Source organism: Bacillus safensis, from assembly GCF_039619585.1.
GTDB lineage: Bacteria > Bacillota > Bacilli > Bacillales > Bacillaceae > Bacillus > Bacillus safensis.
Map to the genome: position 1 here is coordinate 2,429,898 of NZ_CP154909.1, position 17,201 is coordinate 2,447,098.

A 17,201-nucleotide genomic window follows, 5' to 3' on the forward strand; every position below is an offset into this window, starting at 1 on the left:
TGTTTTCTCCCCTTTTAAAAACGGGAGAGCCCATGGTCTGGACCCTCCTTTTGATCAATCAATAAATTCGAATTCAAATTCAAGCAGACGAATGATGTCGCCATCTTTTGCTCCACGCTCACGCAAGGCATCATCGACACCCATTCCGCGCAGCTGTCTAGAGAATCGTTTAACAGATTCATCTCTTGAGAAGTCTGTCATCTTAAACAGACGCTCAAGTGCTTTACCCGTTAAGACAAATGTGCCATCAGGATCTCTAGAGATCTCAAATGGTGCATCGCCTTCATCAAACCTGTACATCACGCGGTTATCCGACAGCTCCTCTTCATTATAGAGCGGGAATTCCGGTGTTGTTTCAAGCTGATTGGCGATTTCAAATAAGAGCTCACGAAGCCCTTCTCTTGTGATCGCACTAATCGGGAACACTTTATAGTCATCCGTTAATTTTTCTTTAAATGCCTCTAGATTGTCAGCTGCATCTGGCATGTCCATTTTGTTCGCAACAATGATTTGCGGACGCTCTGTCAATCTCATATTGTACTGCTCAAGCTCTTCATTAATCGTCACGTAGTCTTCGTATGGGTCACGCCCTTCAAGTCCAGACATATCAATGACATGGACAATGACACGTGTACGCTCAATATGACGTAAAAATTGATGACCTAAGCCAACGCCTTCGTGCGCTCCTTCGATCAGTCCTGGCAGATCCGCCATAACAAAGCTTCGGTTATCGTCTGTTTCAACAACCCCGAGGTTCGGTACAAGCGTTGTAAAATGATAATCCGCAATTTTTGGTTTCGCAGAAGAGACAATCGAGAGCAGCGTTGACTTCCCGACACTTGGGAAACCAACAAGTCCAACATCTGCAAGTACTTTTAATTCTAAGATGACGTCACGTTCTTTACCTGGCTCACCGTTTTCAGACAGCTGTGGTGCAGGGTTTGCTGGTGTTGCGAAGCGTGAATTCCCACGTCCGCCACGTCCGCCTTTGGCAATTACAGCCCGCTGCCCATGCTCTGTCAAGTCAGCTAGTACTTGTTCCGTCTCTGCATCTGTCACAACCGTACCCGGCGGAACTTTGACAATCATTTCTTCCGCATTTCGGCCATGCTGGTTTTTACTCATTCCGTGCTCGCCGCGGTCAGCCTTGAAATGGCGCTTATAACGAAAGTCCATTAACGTTCTAAGTCCTTCGTCTACTTCAAATACAACATCTGCACCATTTCCGCCGTCGCCGCCTGCTGGGCCGCCCTTTGGTACATATTTTTCACGACGGAACGCCACCATACCGTTTCCGCCGTCACCGCCTTTAACATACACTTTAACCTGATCTACAAACATAACTTCCTCCGTTTCTCTGCATCACATATCTCGTTCTTGCCTCAAACAAAGCTCAATCATGGACTCATGAGGCGTCACATGAAATTGCGTTATACTCATACATGAATAGTTTGCGTCATGAAACGCATTTAACGCATCCAAACTTGTTAATTTTCCTTTGAAATCAAAATATAAGATCACATCATTTTCTTCATGATCTGTTTGGAAAGTGACCGTTAAATGATTTTCAGTTTTTTGGCAAACTGATTGATCGAATATCGAAAACAACTCCTGTGATACCGTTAGCAGCTGCGATTCATATGCTGATAAGTCTCGGGTTTCACCAAGCACTTCATATTCTAAGGTGATAAAATGCGACTCCCAATTAAATGTTAGAAAGTAATAGGCCAATTGGGGAATTTTTAAATTTGAGAGTTTGGATTCATGCTGTGCTTCAATGACCATTTCTTCTATAATTTCAAACACGCGGTCATATTTTTCTAATGTCAAGTTGCCTTTGATCAGCTGTAATTTATTCATCCAGTCGTGTCTTGAACGACTGAGCAGATAGATCAATTCATTTGTTAATGCAACGTGAGTTAATTTTTCATTTTCTTTACTTGGTATCTCTTCCATTATCGCACTCCCAATCGTTTGGTCTCTCTTTTAGGAGTCTTATCATCAATATGTCTCCCTGAATTATAACAGAGAAGACAGCATAGAAAAACACTAGTTATGTGAGGAAAGGTTGTTTTTTCTGATCGTATAGGAGAAAATGAGGCAAAGTCAGCAAACGTTCTTTGATATTTATGGAGTGCATCTTCTTTTATCATCTTCGGTACTGCTTGTAAAAAGTGAAAAAACTCCAGTCAATGACCGGAGTTTTTAGCAATTATTGTGCCGCAGGATATACGCTCACTTTTTTACGGTCACGACCGAAACGTTCGAATTTAACTGTTCCGTCGATTTTAGCGAAAAGAGTGTCGTCGCCTCCGCGTCCAACGTTTTCACCTGGATAGATTTTCGTTCCACGTTGACGATAAAGGATAGAACCACCAGTTACGAATTGACCATCAGCACGTTTAGCGCCTAAACGTTTAGACTCAGAGTCACGTCCGTTCTTTGTAGAACCTACCCCTTTTTTAGATGCGAAAAATTGAAGATCTAATCTAAGCATGAAGTTCACCTCCTATTTTTTTGTTGATATTCTCACATAATCGTGATAATCTCGTTCAATTGTCTCTAAGGAAACGACCATGCCTTCTAAAAGCAGCTGGGCTTTTTCAAAGGATACTGGATCTGTATCAGCCGGCAGTTCAAAAGAGAAGTAGCCGCCATCTTCACCAATATCAAGCAGTGGGTCCAATCCTGTCAGTGCAATAATTGAATTGACTGAGCCAAAAACAACAGCAGATACACCTGCACAAACGAGATCCTGACCTTTTTCAGCAAACTCGGCATGTCCAGTCATCTGAAAAGACGTAATGCTTTCATCTGCTGAAGACCGAGTAATGGTTGCTTTGATCATATCACTCACACGCCTTAAGCGTTGATTTTTTCGATAACAACTTTAGTGTAAGGTTGACGATGACCTTGTTTCTTGTGGTTGTTTTTCTTCGGTTTGTACTTGAACACAGTAATTTTCTTACCGCGACCTTGTTTTTCAACTTTAGCCGTTACTGTTGCTCCAGCAACTGAAGGGTTACCCACTTTGACAGTGTCTCCGCCGACAAACAATACGTTTTCGAAAGTTACTGTTTCACCTGCTTCAGCAGCTAGTTTTTCAACATAAACAGTTTGACCTTCTTCAACTTTTACTTGTTTACCACCAGTTTCGATAATTGCGTACATCTCTGCACCTCCTAATAAACTCAGACTCGCCGAATACAGGGGGCCATAGGCACTTTACACCTGCTCCGCGCGGTTGTAGCACGGGTGCTACATATCCATAACATTAAAAAATATATCAAACTAGACGCAGAATGTCAATGTATTTTCACTATTAGTACGGTAAAAGAAGCTCTTCCATTGAGGAGGTGGTTCTGCGATCTGAAAAATACGCATGGAGCAGTTCATTTTCATCAAGCTGGCTCATCTTCACGCCATCTCTTTCAATAATAATCGGATGCTTGCAGCCCCTTTGAAATCGTGCCATCACTTCGTATACTTTTTCCTCTGCACTTGCTCTCAGCGGAATCAGTTTTTCTACCTTCTGCTCTTTTTTACCGTAATACCGTTCTAGTAAGAAGCGAACCCTGACGTAATGCCGCTGCCTGTGTTCCATCACGAGTGAATAAGCTAAAAAAGTAAGCAGCACCCAGCCATTGAATTGCAGCGGTGCAAATAAAAGTAACCCTCCTGTCAATAGACCGAAAAAGACAAGTGAGCCTTTTATTGCTAGGGCATGTGCACGTTGGAAAGGGTAAAAAACAGATAAGAGCAAAAAGAATAATTTTCCGCCATCAAGCGGCCAAACGGGCAAAAGATTCACAAGGAAAATCGCTATATTATAAAAGGTAAACATGGTAAAGACATCGTGCGAGATAAGAGAAGCCTCCATGAAAAGCCATGCCATGAGCTGGAGCGGTATATGCTGAAGCGGCCCGCACAAAATGACCGCCAGCTCTTCTTTTAACGGACGGTTCCCATGTTCCTCTACTTCCACCGTTCCGCCAAATGGCAGTAAAAAAATCCGCCGAATGCGCCAATGATAATAGCAGGCAGCCGCTGCATGTCCAAGTTCATGGACACAGACAATCACGAGCAGACAAAGCAGCGGCTTGATTTGACCTGACAGAATCGCAAACGCCATCACAATCCACAGCAGCGGATGGATGTGAATTTTCGTCAGCATGAGCAGCCATCTATTCAAAGGTCATCACCTGAATAGGATCGATAAATTGTTCATTTTGCTTAATGGCAAAGTAATACGTGCCCTTCCCTTGATCATCAAGTGAAATCTGGCCAATTTTTTCACCCTTATCGACAAAATCGTATAAGGCCACATCGGCTTTCTTTAATTGACCGTACCAGCTATAGCTGTTATCTGCATGCTGCACTACAACAGTAAGCCCTGTATCGCTTTGCTTTTTCACCTCGACCACGTAGCCTTCCTTCATACTATCAATGGCTTCAGCGGATGTCTCCACTTTGACACCTGCTCCATTTTGCGTAAAGGATTCCTGCACTTTACCAGAGGCAGGAACAGCTAGTTCTTGATTCGCTTGTACGTCCTTTTGGCCATCTTTTTTCTCTGTTAAAAAGGCCAGCGGATGTCCAACTGTTTTTTCAAACCAGCGGTTAGCAGCAGCAAATTGAAAATCTTGCTCAAAAGTCTGAGTAATCATCGGCTTCAGCTGCTGAAACGGACCTGTCTGACCTTTAAATGAAATGGCTGCAATCAAAACAAGGGACGCTGATAATAAGCATTTAAGCACAAAGGTATTCGGGTTAAATAAGGGATGACGATATTTCTTTGGCTGATGGGACGCCGATTCATAGGAGGTCGAGCCAGAATGCTTTTCTTCCTCTGTCAGCATAACCCATGGCGGGATATCTTCTTTTTTCTTGAAAGCCGTCTTCTTAGGGGGAGCAGCTGGCTGCATCATTTTGCGGCGCTGTGCGATTTTCTTTCGGTACTCGTCCACTCTTTTCATGAGATCACCCTTTACATACAAACAGTTTGTACATTTTATGTGACAACCCCATCTGATATGCAACAAAAAGACCGATTCTCATCGAATCGGCCTCTGCGTGCAGACAAACCCTCGCATTCGGTGTCAGGTCTGCGCTCCGGTACTCACGAATGTCAAATTCGCTTCGCAAAGGTAGCCGTCTTTCCTAGACTGCAAAGGTTTTCTATCACGGTTCAGTGATTATGCTCTTACACCAAAAAATGCTTTGAGCTTTGCAAACATTCCCTTGTTTTCTTCTTCAAAAGATTGAAGCGGAACAGATTCGCCTAGTACCCGGCGGGCAATATTGCGATAGGCAATCGATACTTTGTTTTTAGCATCCATAACAATTGGTTCACCATTGTTTGAAGCCTTAATCACATCATCATCATCTGCTACAATGCCAAGTAGATCAATCGATAAGTGATGTACCACTTCATCTACATCCATTGAATCGCCATTTTTCGCCATGTGTGTACGAATACGGTTGACAATCAAACGAGGCGGTTCGATATCTTCTTGTTCTAACAAACCGATGATTCGGTCCGCATCTCTCACAGCTGAGATTTCAGGCGTCGTCACGACAATCGCCTTGTCTGCACCGGATACAGCATTTTTAAAGCCTTGCTCAATTCCAGCAGGGCAGTCAATGACAACATAATCAAAGTCTTGTTTCAATGATTGAATTAATTCTTTGATCTGTTCCGGCTCTACAGCCGTTTTATCGCTTGTTTGAGCAGCAGGTAAAAGATACAAAAGATCCTCGAAACGCTTATCTTTTACAAGCGCTTGGTGAATTTTGCATCTTCCTTCTACTACATCGACTAGATCATAAATAATGCGGTTTTCAAGCCCCATCACGACATCCAGATTACGAAGGCCGATGTCGGTATCAACTAGACACACCTTTTTCCCTTGAATTGCTAGTGCTGTGCCTAAGTTTGCAGATGTTGTTGTTTTGCCAACGCCGCCTTTTCCTGAGGTAATCACAATAGCCTCGCCCAATTTCACATTCCTCCCTCAAGCCTTGTCAGATTAGGTCTTATATGAGCCAATTGCTGCAGGCGTTCAATGATCATATTGCCATCTATATCTAAATAAGCACATTCCATTTCATTTCCATCTTCTTTTTGGTCTGGTGCACGGTTAATAACTTGTGCGATGCGAAGCTGTGTTGGAATCATATGTGATGCCGCAATAACAGCCTGTTTGTTGCCATTACATCCAGCATGCGCCACACCTTTTAATGCGCCAAGTACAAAAATATTTCCCCCTGCGCGAATCGTTCCGCCAGGATTGACATCTCCTATTAATAAAAGATCTCCTTCGACATACAGCACCTGTCCAGAGCGTACAATTTTTGCTACAGAAGTAATTTCAGCCTCTGCTTTTAATCGTCTCGCCTCTTCAGTTGACATGACGTCACTTTCAATGGAGTGGATAACGAGATGTTCATTTTCAGACACCGCTTCGGTCAAACGTGTCTCCTGATCCTCTGTTAAATAACGAAAACCAAGCTTAATATGCACATTGACTTTATGTCCTTCTCTTCCATCTGTATATTGCTCAAGTAATAGAACCTCTCGCAAGCCAGAAAGAAGGTCATCAAACGAACAGTCATCATTTAACTGTAATGTTAATCCGTTTTTTGTGCCTTTTATCGTCACATATTGCTGTTTTTGAGTTTTCAAGATGCTCACCTCAACAACATACTCATTTCGCCGTAATTGGACAAACTCCTGCTTTTATTCGTCGATCAGTTCTTGTTTCACATGGGTGAAAAAGAGCCTTAGCGGCACAACAAGTATGAGAGACGCAGCAGTATTTAAAAGAATCGTTGGAATAAAACGTTCGATGACATACGTATTAAACGGCATAATCCCTGGTTGAATTGTCGCTTGAACGCCGTATACATAAAACTCCATCACGGAAACAGCAATAATCGACAGAAAGACGACAACTAACATATTCGTTTGCAGAACTTTAAAGGCTTTTGCTAACAAATAGCAAAGCGCCCCAAAGCCAAACATATGAACACCAAGTATACCTGTATATGAAATATCATATAAAAGTCCAAAGATAAATCCGTAAATCACACCATATTTTTGATTCACAAAAGCAGTCATAAATACAAGTGCGAGTAAAATGAAATGAGGAGCTAAAATTTGATTCTCTGAAACAAATGGGAGCTTCACTAAATCAACAAAAATGCTGTCAAATACGAAGATAAACAACATGACGAAAGCAAGAAGGACACGTTTCACGAGCCTTCCTCCTTCGTCAATTCAGATGCATCTGCTGTACTTGTGCTGCGATTCACCACAATCACGCGGTCTAAATTGTTGAGTTCAGCCGCTGGTTCTACGTAAATGATCTTTGTCAGGCCGTAATGGTCTGGCTCAATTTCACTCACCTTACCAATCGTTAAGCCTTGCGGGAATACGCCCCCTGCTCCAGATGTTTCAACAAGATCTCCTTTTTTGACATCCCCATCTGCATCGGATTTCAGAATATTCATAGTCAGCATTTTTTTCTTGCTGTCATAACCGTTAATGATTCCATTGAGTTCTTCTTTGCCCTTTTTCGCAAAAATTTTCGTTGAAATTCTATTATTTTGGTCAGTAGAGCTTAGCAACCTTACAGTCGAAGTAAAATTGTTGAGCTTATCACTTTCAATTTTCCCAATTAACGCACCACTCTCATTTGTGACCGCCATATCTTTGTCCACGCCTTGTTTTTTCCCTTTATCAATCATCACAAAGCTATCCCAAAGAGATGGGTTTCTTGCGATAACAGTTGAGAGAATTGGCGTGTAGTCACGAATAGAGTTCACATAGCCAAGCTGTTTGCGAAGCTTTTTGTTCTCATCTTCTAGTTCTTGAAGTTTCGCCTCATATTGGGTTTGTCCATCAAGTTTTTTTCGAAGACGCTCGTTTTCATCATATGTGTTCTTTAAATCTTGTACGTTCCCATAAATACCGGCAATAAATTGTGATGGTTTATGAAAGACACCTTGAAAAAAGCCTGTCGTATCCCCCACTAATTTTTCCGGCCATGAAGCACCTCTGCCGCTTTTCACTGAAAAACCAATCATGGCCACCAGTACGATGACACAGACAAGGAGCAACATTAATCTTTTATTCATAAAAAACTGCGGCATGTCTTACACCTCTTTAATTACGACCGATTATCGATTATCTTTTGATTTTCCTTTGAACAAATGAATATGTTCTAGTGCTTTCCCTGTTCCGATTGCCACACAGTCAAGCGGGTCTTCTGCAATAATGACTGGCATTTTCGTTTCATCACTAATGACTTTGTCAAGATTACGAAGCAATGCACCGCCTCCTGTTAAAACAATTCCGCGGTCCATAATATCTGCTGCCAGCTCAGGCGGGGTTTTTTCAAGAGTCATTTTCACTGCATCGACAATTGTTTCCACCGTATCGCGAAGCGCTTTTGCAATCTCTTCTGCCGTAATAGAGATTGTTTTTGGCAGACCTGTTAAAAGGTCACGGCCGCGAATGTCCATCTCATCATGTACATCAGGCTGCGCAGAACCGATTTCCATTTTAATCGCTTCTGACGTACGATCACCGATCATTAGGTTATACGTTTTACGGATGTAGTTGCTGATCGCATCATCCATTTCATCTCCTGCCACGCGGATTGATTGTGATGTCACAATGCCGCCAAGAGAAATAATCGCTACCTCTGTTGTACCGCCGCCAATGTCCACAACCATACTTCCTGTTGGCTCCCATACAGGCAGGTTAGCACCAATTGCCGCAGCAAATGGCTCTTCAATCGGGTATGCGTCACGTGCACCAGCTTGTCTTGTTGCATCAATGACTGCACGCTCTTCTACAGCTGTAATACCAGATGGTACACATACCATGACGTAAGGTTTACGAGCAAAAAGCCCTTTGCCTTTTAATGCTTGATTAATGTAATATTTCATCATTGTTGCTGTCGTCTCGTAATCTGCAATGACTCCGTCTTTCATTGGGCGTAATGCCACAACATTACCAGGTGTACGGCCAATCATGTTTCTAGCATCATTTCCGACTGCCACTATAGACTTCGTATCAGTTTCCAAGGCTACGACCGAAGGTTCTCTCACAACAATGCCTTTTCCTTTAATAAAAACAAGCGTATTCGCTGTTCCAAGATCTATTCCAAGGTCTTTTGTACCAATTCCAAACATATGTATGTATCTTCCTTTCTTAAACCAAAATTCCCTTAGGGAAAAACTCATAAACTCTATTATATCGTAAAACATTGAAAAAAAAAGTGTTACAAATACCCTTTTTCCTTCAAACTCACAAATTTTTGATCACCTATGACAAGATGATCAAGCAGCTGTATTCCAATCAGCTTTCCACATTCAAAAAGTCGCTGTGTGACTTCAATATCTTCCCTGCTCGGCGTCGGGTCTCCAGATGGATGGTTGTGCACACATATAAATGAAGCAGCCGAACGTTTAAACGCCTCTTTGAAAATTTCACGCGGGTGAACGATGGATGAGTTCAAACTTCCAATAAACACAGTATGTTTATGAAGAACTTGATTTTTTGAATTGAGATAAAGACAAACGAAATTCTCCTGTTGTAAAAACCTCATATCTTCCATCACATATTTTGCCCCATCCTCTGGTGTGCGGATCACATAGCGGTTGTCCGTCGTTTGATGGTGTAATCTAGTGCCGAGTTCTAAAGCAGCTAATAGAGAGACCGCCTTCGCCTTTCCAACTCCTCGAATCTTCGACATTTCTTCAATTGAGGCTTCTCTTACAGAGCGAAGACCGCCAAATGTTTGCAGAAGTCTTGCAGAAATTTGGAGAACTGATTCCTTTTTTGTGCCTGTCCTTAAAAGAATCGCAACAAGTTCATGGTTTGACAGACTGCCGGGACCATATTTCATAAATCGTTCTCTCGGCTTTTCATCTTGAGGAAAATGCTTTAGCAACATAGGGAAATCGTTCATGATGCCCACTCCTTTTAGATTCCTTCCTGTCATCAAAAAGGGGTGATTCCAAATGTTTCGAGCACTCTAACTGTTTTGGCAATAGGGAGACCGACAACGGAAAAATAATCACCATCTATTTTTTGAACAAACAGTGCGCCTTTTCCTTGAATGCCATAGCTTCCCGCTTTATCAAGCGGTTCTCCCGTTTCGATATAACGGTCTATTTCATTTTGCGCAAGTGTCCAAAACGTCACTTCTGTTTGTTCATAAAATGTTTCTTTTCTATTCTCTGACTGAATCGTGACACCCGTCAAGACTTGATGTGTCTTTCCTGACAATAATTGAAGCATTGAGGCCGCTTCTTCCTTGTCTTTTGGTTTCCCAAGACATTTGCCGTCAATTGCAACAATCGTATCTGCACCAATAATCACAGCTTCGGGATATAATCTTTGAATATTACTTGCTTTTTGTTCTGCCAACCATTGGACGTTCTCTGCAGGAGAAAGGTTTCGATTTATTTCTTCTTTTAATTGACTTGCTTGAATGTCATAAGAAAACCCTGCTAGATCAAGCAATTCTTTTCTTCTAGGGGATTGAGATGCGAGAATCAATTGGTTCATGTTTGTTCATCCTTTCAGGGTTTAGCCTAAGAAGTAAGATACCCATTCATCCTATCAAATGTACATCTTACCGACAATTTACGAAAATTCATTTTTCATGTTCCTTCATCATTATGTTGGATGCAAAAGAAAAAAACTAGTCATTTTTTGACTAGTTTGGTTTCTTAAAATATGATTTTACGTATTTAATTGATCAAGCAGTGCCTGCTGAGATTTCCACCCGTTTTCAGCAGTAGGTTCATTTAACAGCTGCACCGCTTTCAGCAAACTGCTTTTAGCTGGTGCGTCCGTTGTTTTGGCACTTTCAAGCTCAGAGATCAGCTGCGCAACGTCCTTTTGATCCACATCATCCCCTGCAATGACCTTAGAGGATAAAACAGATGCCTTTTCTATTAAACTAGTCAGCTCCTCCGGTACTTGAAATGAGAGCTCCTTGCCTCCCCACGCCTCAAAGTGCTGATCAATCAGCTTCTTCCCAACAGCACTTGTCATGCCCTGTTCTGTCGCAAGCCCGGCAATAACATAATAGCCATCATCCATTGAGACCTTTTTCCCCGCGTATCCTGCTTCTTTTAAACTGCCAACTAATTCATCTGCTCCTTTTTCAGAGGAAAACTTTCCAGCCTGTACAACATATGTTGAAAAGCTGCCAGAGGCGCTTTTTTCATCTTTATTCTCTTTTGATTCATCAGCAGTATCTGCTGGCGGCGCATCCCCGCCCGCTCTCATCGATGATTGATTTCCGGAAGCTGAAACGCTGATATCTCCCCCTGATGGATTCTGATTACCATCTTGACTTAAGCTAAGTGCAAACACACCTAGGCCTGTCCCAAGAACCACTGCAAACACAATCGTTGTCATCACTCTCTTAAACGGGCCGCGGTTTTTACCGAACTTCTGATCAAAGGAGCCTTTTTTCTTTTGATAAGGTGTGACGACCTTTGGATCAGAATGATAAATATGATCAGCTGCATCATCCCACTGGAAATCTTCTTCTTTCGGTTTAGCCGGTTCTTCCTCGGAAGCAGCAGTCTCCAGTTCTGACTGCCTTTTTTCCTCCCAATTCGAAAACGTCACTTGATCATCCTCTTGTTGTTTTAGCGGCTGATGGTCATCTTCATGAAGCATTTCTTCTTTGCCATTAATATTGACTTTTAACCCTTGTTTTTTTGCCTGCCTTTTTTTCACTGTCATTCCCCGCTTTCTGACATTGTTTGTAAGAAAGACCTTTTTGTCCAATGAATCAGCGCGAATGTAACCCGTCCTTCTTTCTGTTTCACACTTTAACATAGCGGATAAAAAAAAGAACAAGACTTTTGTCGGCAGGGAAAAAAAGTGTTCGCCAATTTTTTCAACCGGTCGACCCGGTGAACGGGAGCATGACATGAGCTCCATAGAGATACAGCCAAAAAGAAAAAGAGATCGCAGGAACAAAGGGAAATGGCTCATCTAATCGAAAGGAAAAAACCTTCGCATAGACGATTCCAGCAATACACGAGAGGAAAAGAATGAGAAGGAATGGCTTGAATCCTAAGCAAAATGCAATTACTCCGAACAGCTTGACATCAGCTCCGCCCATGCTATTTGGCTTGAGACGATCTAAACTATAAAACAAGAGAAAGCAAAAAAGAAGCGAAGCCGCTCCTTCCCACCAAATAAGAAGAGGTTCAAGCGTGCGGTATATGACGAAAAGAGGGAAAAAGAAGAGAAACAGCTCGTTTGGCACCCTCATATAAAGGAGATCGCTCACGACAGCAATCACAAATAAACTACAAAGAATCACAAGAAAAAGACCTTCAAACGAAATACCAGCGATTCTATACATGAGCAAAAAAAGACTGCCTGACAGCAGCTCAATCAGTGGATATAGCAAAGACAGCCGAGTGCCGCAATGTTTACAAGTCCCCCTCAATAATGCATACGAAACTAGCGGAATCATCTCGCGCAAGGAAAGCGGCTGTTTACAGGCTGTGCAGTGAGAACGAGGAAAAAGAATAGACCGCTTCAGTGGCAGCCTTTCACCAACTAGATGAAAGAACGACCCCATGGTGATGCCTGCAAGAAACACAAAAATGCCTATCATATATCGTGACCCCTTCCGAGAATAAGATAGACCGGATTTTACCACGACCGTATTCATTGAGCACATAGCGAAAATATGATTTTACTTCCCTTCTGCGTATCAAAAGGAAAAAACGCAAGAGGCATTGAAGCCACTTGCGTTTTTTTTGTTACCCGATCATACGATTTCGTATATCTGAAATAAAATAAAGAGAGCCTGTCACAAGAATCACCGCTGAAGGATCATCACTTTTTTTCTGAATGAACTCAAGCACTGTACGAGGGTCATCATCATAAGACTTTGCGTCTAACTGACTGCATACATAAAGCTTTTCAGCTGATTCGGCTCTTGGAAAATCAAATGAAACAAAATGGATAGAAGAACTAACGGCTTCAAGCTTTTGAATCATTTGCTTGTACGGCTTATCTTTTAAAGCACTAAAACATATATGCACCTGTTTAGTAGAAAAATGAGCTTGCACAGTTTCAATTAAACGGTCGATCCCTTCTTCATTATGAGCACCGTCTAAATACACTGGAGGATGATCTTTGACTTTTTCAAACCTTCCAGCCCAAACTGCCTGCCGAATGCCTTCATATATTTGCCCTTCTGTCACGCTAATATAGCCTTCTTGCTCCAGCCATTCAATGAGTAAAACAGCAAGGGAAGCATTTTGCCTTTGATGCGTTCCAATTAATCCTGTTTCAAGCTGAGGATACTGCCTTTTTGATGTGCGTAACGTGAATCGTTCACCTGTTTCTGTCGGCTGCTGCTCATCAAAACTACAAGTATCATGTAATGAAATACATTCGGCATTCTTTTCTTTGGCTGTGTTTTGAATGACAGAAAGAGCTTCAGGCTGGTGAACTGCCGTGATCATCGGAATACCCTCTTTGATAATGCCCGCTTTTTCAGCTGCAATTTGTTCAAGTGTGTCACCTAAAATGGCCATATGATCATGACCAATCGATGTAATCGTTGTTAAGATAGGCACAGCAATATTTGTAGAATCAAGCCTTCCGCCAAGCCCTGTTTCCAAGAGGACAAAGTCTACTTGGTGCACATGATCAAAATAAGCAAATGCACATGCTGTAATGATTTCAAATTCTGTTGCTGCGCCAAGCTCTGTTTGATCTAATTCATCAACAAGAGGCTTGATTTCATTCACCAAACTCAGCCATTCTTCATCCTCTATAGGCGCTCCGTTCACGCTGATTCTTTCATTGAACGTTAGTATAAATGGGGAGGTGAAAGTTCCGACCGAATAGCCGGCTGCCTGTAAAACAGAACGCGTAAACGCAATGGTTGATCCTTTACCATTTGTACCTGCAACATGTATTGCTTTTATGCTTTGTTCCGGATTTCCTAGTCTGTTCATCAGCCATTTCATTCGTTCAAGACCCGGTTTTACACCAAAGGCCAGTCTGCTGTGAATCCACTCAATCGCTTCATGATAGGTTGTAAACAATGTCATCTCTCATTTCATACGAAATTTTCAAAAAAGACGACTCCATTTCATTAGGAGCCGTCTTTTCAACCTTATGCTTTCAGCTCTTCAATACGCTTTTGAACAGCTTCGCGTTTTGCGACATAATCACGTTCTTTCGCACGCTCTTCTTCTACGACACTTTCAGGTGCTTTTTTCATAAAGCCTTCGTTGCCAAGCTTTTTCTGTACTCGTTCCACTTCTTTTGTCAGCTTATCAAGCTCTTTTTGCAGACGTGCAATTTCTTCATCCAAGTTGATTAAGCCTTCAAGCGGCAGAATGAGTTCTGCTCCAGAAATAACAGCCGTCATCGCTTTATCACTAGCTGGAACATCTGTGCCAATTTCAAGAACACTTGGGTTCGTGAAGCGCTCAATATATGAACGATTTTTCTCTAAACGTTCCTGAACATCAGACGTAGATGCTTTAATGTAAAGCTCAACTTGTTTGCTCATTGGCGTGTTCACTTCACTGCGAATGTTACGAACAGAACGAATGAGTTCAACAAGCAGCTTCATATCAGCAGAAGCTTGTTCGTTGGAAAGCTCCGGCTTCACTTCAGGCCATGCCGCTACAGTAATGGACTCACCTTCATGCGGTAGATGCTGCCAGATTTCTTCTGTTAAGAACGGCATAAACGGATGTAGAAGCCTCATCGTTTGATCTAATACATACGCAAGGATCGAACGAGTCGTTTTCTTCGCCGCTTCGTCTTCACCATAAAGCGGAAGTTTCGCCATTTCAATGTACCAATCACAGAAATCATCCCAAATGAAGTTGTATAAATGTCTGCCCACTTCACCGAATTCATACTTGTCAGCAAGCTGTGTGACACTTTCAATTGTTTCATTTAAGCGTGTTAAAATCCATTGATCAGCAACTGATTTTTCTCCTGATAAATCAAGCTCATTATACGTTAAACCATCCATATTCATTAAAGCAAAACGGGATGCGTTCCAAATTTTGTTCGCAAAGTTCCAAGTGGATTCAACCTTTTCAAAGCTAAAACGAAGATCCTGACCTGGTGAGCTTCCAGTCGCTAAGAAATATCTTAATGAATCCGCACCGTATTTGTCGATGACCTCCATTGGATCAATTCCGTTGCCAAGCGACTTACTCATTTTACGTCCTTGTTCGTCGCGGATGAGCCCATGAATGAGGACATCTTTAAACGGTTTTTCTCCTGTGAATTCAAGACCTTGGAAGATCATGCGGGATACCCAGAAGAAAATGATGTCATAGCCTGTTACAAGCAGATTGGTTGGGTAGTAGCGCTTGAAGTCTTCACTGTCTGCATCTGGCCAGCCCATTGTAGAAAACGGCCACAGCGCTGAACTAAACCATGTATCAAGTACATCGTTATCCTGTTCCCAGTTCTCAATATCTTCTGGCGCTTCAAGTCCAACGTATACTTCTTTCGTTTCTTTATGATACCAAGCCGGAATGCGGTGTCCCCACCATAGCTGACGAGAAATACACCAGTCACGGATATTTTCCATCCAATGTAAATATGTCTTTTCAAATCGGTCTGGAACAAATTGAACTTGGTCGTCTCCTTTTTGCAGATGAATGGCTTCGTCTGCCAGCGGCTGCATTTTCACAAACCATTGTGTCGATAAATACGGTTCAACGACAGCTCCACTTCGCTCACTATGACCAACTGAATGCATGTGGTCTTCAATTTTGAACAAAATGCCTTCCTCTTGTAAATCCTTCACAAGCTGTTTGCGGCATTCGAAACGGTCCATTCCTTTGTATTTAAGGGCATTCGCATTCATTGTGCCATCTTCATTCATGACAAGAATACGCTCTAGCCCGTGGCGGTTTCCAAGCTCAAAGTCATTCGGGTCATGAGCAGGTGTAATTTTCACAGCACCTGAGCCAAACTCCATATCGACATAGTCATCACCGACGATTGGGATTTCACGGCCTGTAATTGGTAAAACCACTGTTTTTCCAATCAAATGCTGATAGCGTTCGTCATCAGGGTGTACGGCTACGGCTGTATCCCCCAGCATAGTTTCAGGTCTTGTTGTCGCAATTTCAATTGAACCTGTTCCATCTGAAAGCGGATATCTCAAGTGATAAAACGCACCTTGAACATCCTTATAAATCACTTCAATATCAGAAAGTGCCGTTTTCGTTGCTGGATCCCAGTTAATGATGTACTCTCCGCGATAAATAAGCCCTTTTTCATACAATTGAACAAACACTTGGCGAACGGCTTTATTCAGACCTTCATCTAAAGTAAAACGTTCACGGGAGTAATCGAGGCCAAGACCCATTTTCGCCCACTGGCTGCGAATAAAATCTGCATATTCTTCTTTCCACTTCCACGTTTCTTCCACAAATTTCTCCCGGCCAAGGTCATACCGGCTTACGCCTTCTTCGCGAAGCTTTGCCTCGACTTTTGCTTGAGTCGCAATACCGGCATGGTCCATACCTGGAAGCCAAAGAACGTCATAGCCCTGCATCCGTTTCATACGTGTCACGATGTCTTGGAGTGTAGAATCCCATGCATGCCCAAGGTGCAGTTTTCCTGTCACGTTTGGTGGAGGAATGACGACTGTATATGGATCTTTCGTTTTGTCATTTTGTGCTTCGAAGAATTTCCCTTCAAGCCAGTACGTATAGCGGTCTTTTTCAATCGCATTTGGATCGTACTTTGTTGGCATTTCTTGATTATTTGTTCCCATTTGTGTAACCTCCACATTTTTTCGGCTGATGAAACATAAAAAAAGCCTTTCCATCCTTATAAAAGGACGAAAAAGCTTTTTCGCGGTACCACCTTTTTTCACGAGACACATATACGTGTCCCATACACTCTAAAGGATAACGGGGTTCTCCCGAATTTCTCTACTTGTTCATTCAAGAAATTAAGCTCACAGGCGACCTTCCAAACAAGTACATCCTAGGAAACCTTTCAGCTCTTGGCTTCCCTCTCTTTAGGGTCTTGCTCGTACTCTTCCTGATCCACGCTTACGATATATCACGTTCATCAGCACATACTCATCTTTTATTAATATTACTAAATGCCTTTTGTTTTCGTCAATCATCTTTTCCGCTTTTCT

At 42.3% G+C, this 17,201-nt stretch carries 18 protein-coding genes and 2 other annotated features; all 18 genes read right to left on the bottom strand.

The genetic code is table 11. The features are described from left to right. Positions 1-54: 54 nt before the first annotated feature. Positions 55-1,341, bottom strand: a complete 1,287-nt coding sequence (gene obgE, locus AAYR28_RS12500; RefSeq protein ID WP_024423156.1) for a GTPase ObgE — start codon at positions 1,339-1,341, stop codon at positions 55-57. A gap of 21 nt (positions 1,342-1,362) precedes the next feature. Continuing rightward, complete coding sequence (locus tag AAYR28_RS12505; protein WP_120208300.1) at positions 1,363-1,956, bottom strand: sporulation initiation phosphotransferase B; 594 nt, start codon at positions 1,954-1,956, stop codon at positions 1,363-1,365. Positions 1,957-2,212: 256 nt separating this feature from the next. Beyond that, complete coding sequence (gene rpmA / locus AAYR28_RS12510) at positions 2,213-2,497, bottom strand: 50S ribosomal protein L27 (RefSeq protein WP_003216586.1); 285 nt, start codon at positions 2,495-2,497, stop codon at positions 2,213-2,215. A 12-nt stretch (positions 2,498-2,509) separates the two neighbouring features. Beyond that, a complete protein-coding gene (locus AAYR28_RS12515; RefSeq protein ID WP_034621123.1) occupies positions 2,510-2,848 on the bottom strand; it encodes a ribosomal-processing cysteine protease Prp in 339 nt (112 codons plus the stop codon). A gap of 14 nt (positions 2,849-2,862) precedes the next feature. Then, entirely contained in the window at positions 2,863-3,171 is a 309-nt protein-coding gene (gene rplU, locus AAYR28_RS12520; protein ID WP_003216781.1) for a 50S ribosomal protein L21, read from the bottom strand. Between the two features lie 12 nt (positions 3,172-3,183). After that, positions 3,184-3,256: a sequence feature (ribosomal protein L21 leader region), on the bottom strand. 66 nt (positions 3,257-3,322) lie between these two features. Next, the gene (locus AAYR28_RS12525) at positions 3,323-4,192 is read right to left on the bottom strand and encodes a M50 family metallopeptidase (protein ID WP_120208301.1); all 870 of its coding nucleotides are present in this window, start codon (positions 4,190-4,192) and stop codon (positions 3,323-3,325) included. Beyond that, entirely contained in the window at positions 4,185-4,976 is a 792-nt protein-coding gene (locus AAYR28_RS12530) for a M23 family metallopeptidase (RefSeq protein WP_034621125.1), read from the bottom strand. Before AAYR28_RS12530 ends, AAYR28_RS12525 begins: the two co-directional genes overlap by 8 nt. A 219-nt stretch (positions 4,977-5,195) precedes the next feature. Then, on the bottom strand, positions 5,196-5,999 hold the full coding sequence (minD, locus tag AAYR28_RS12535; protein ID WP_017358134.1) for a septum site-determining protein MinD: 804 nt from the start codon (positions 5,997-5,999) through the stop codon (positions 5,196-5,198). Positions 6,000-6,001: 2 nt separating this feature from the next. Then, a complete protein-coding gene (gene minC, locus AAYR28_RS12540) occupies positions 6,002-6,685 on the bottom strand; it encodes a septum site-determining protein MinC (protein ID WP_046311942.1) in 684 nt (227 codons plus the stop codon). A 54-nt stretch (positions 6,686-6,739) separates the two neighbouring features. Beyond that, the gene (gene mreD / locus AAYR28_RS12545) at positions 6,740-7,258 is read right to left on the bottom strand and encodes a rod shape-determining protein MreD (RefSeq protein WP_061109422.1); all 519 of its coding nucleotides are present in this window, start codon (positions 7,256-7,258) and stop codon (positions 6,740-6,742) included. Then, positions 7,255-8,154 (bottom strand): rod shape-determining protein MreC, encoded by a 900-nt coding sequence (gene mreC / locus AAYR28_RS12550; RefSeq protein ID WP_048239013.1) that lies wholly within the window; start codon positions 8,152-8,154, stop codon positions 7,255-7,257. The genes mreD and mreC overlap by 4 nt, the downstream gene beginning before the upstream one ends. Before the next feature lie 27 nt (positions 8,155-8,181). After that, positions 8,182-9,201, bottom strand: a complete 1,020-nt coding sequence (locus tag AAYR28_RS12555; protein ID WP_120208303.1) for a rod shape-determining protein — start codon at positions 9,199-9,201, stop codon at positions 8,182-8,184. 89 nt (positions 9,202-9,290) lie between these two features. Further along, positions 9,291-9,965, bottom strand: coding sequence for a RadC family protein (gene radC, locus AAYR28_RS12560; protein WP_034280738.1), 675 nt, complete (start codon positions 9,963-9,965; stop codon positions 9,291-9,293). A gap of 47 nt (positions 9,966-10,012) precedes the next feature. Further along, on the bottom strand, positions 10,013-10,582 hold the full coding sequence (locus AAYR28_RS12565; protein WP_120208305.1) for a Maf family protein: 570 nt from the start codon (positions 10,580-10,582) through the stop codon (positions 10,013-10,015). A gap of 177 nt (positions 10,583-10,759) precedes the next feature. Then, positions 10,760-11,776, bottom strand: a complete 1,017-nt coding sequence (locus AAYR28_RS12570; RefSeq protein ID WP_259455943.1) for an SPOR domain-containing protein — start codon at positions 11,774-11,776, stop codon at positions 10,760-10,762. A 157-nt stretch (positions 11,777-11,933) separates the two neighbouring features. After that, positions 11,934-12,665: a prepilin peptidase gene (locus tag AAYR28_RS12575; RefSeq protein ID WP_120208309.1), complete on the bottom strand. Its 732-nt coding sequence runs from the start codon at positions 12,663-12,665 to the stop codon at positions 11,934-11,936. A 148-nt stretch (positions 12,666-12,813) separates the two neighbouring features. Then, on the bottom strand, positions 12,814-14,118 hold the full coding sequence (locus AAYR28_RS12580) for a bifunctional folylpolyglutamate synthase/dihydrofolate synthase (RefSeq protein ID WP_120208311.1): 1,305 nt from the start codon (positions 14,116-14,118) through the stop codon (positions 12,814-12,816). A 65-nt stretch (positions 14,119-14,183) separates the two neighbouring features. Beyond that, positions 14,184-16,826: a valine--tRNA ligase gene (locus AAYR28_RS12585; RefSeq protein ID WP_120208313.1), complete on the bottom strand. Its 2,643-nt coding sequence runs from the start codon at positions 16,824-16,826 to the stop codon at positions 14,184-14,186. A 59-nt stretch (positions 16,827-16,885) separates the two neighbouring features. Further along, positions 16,886-17,115: a binding site (T-box leader), on the bottom strand. Positions 17,116-17,201: the final 86 nt, after the last annotated feature.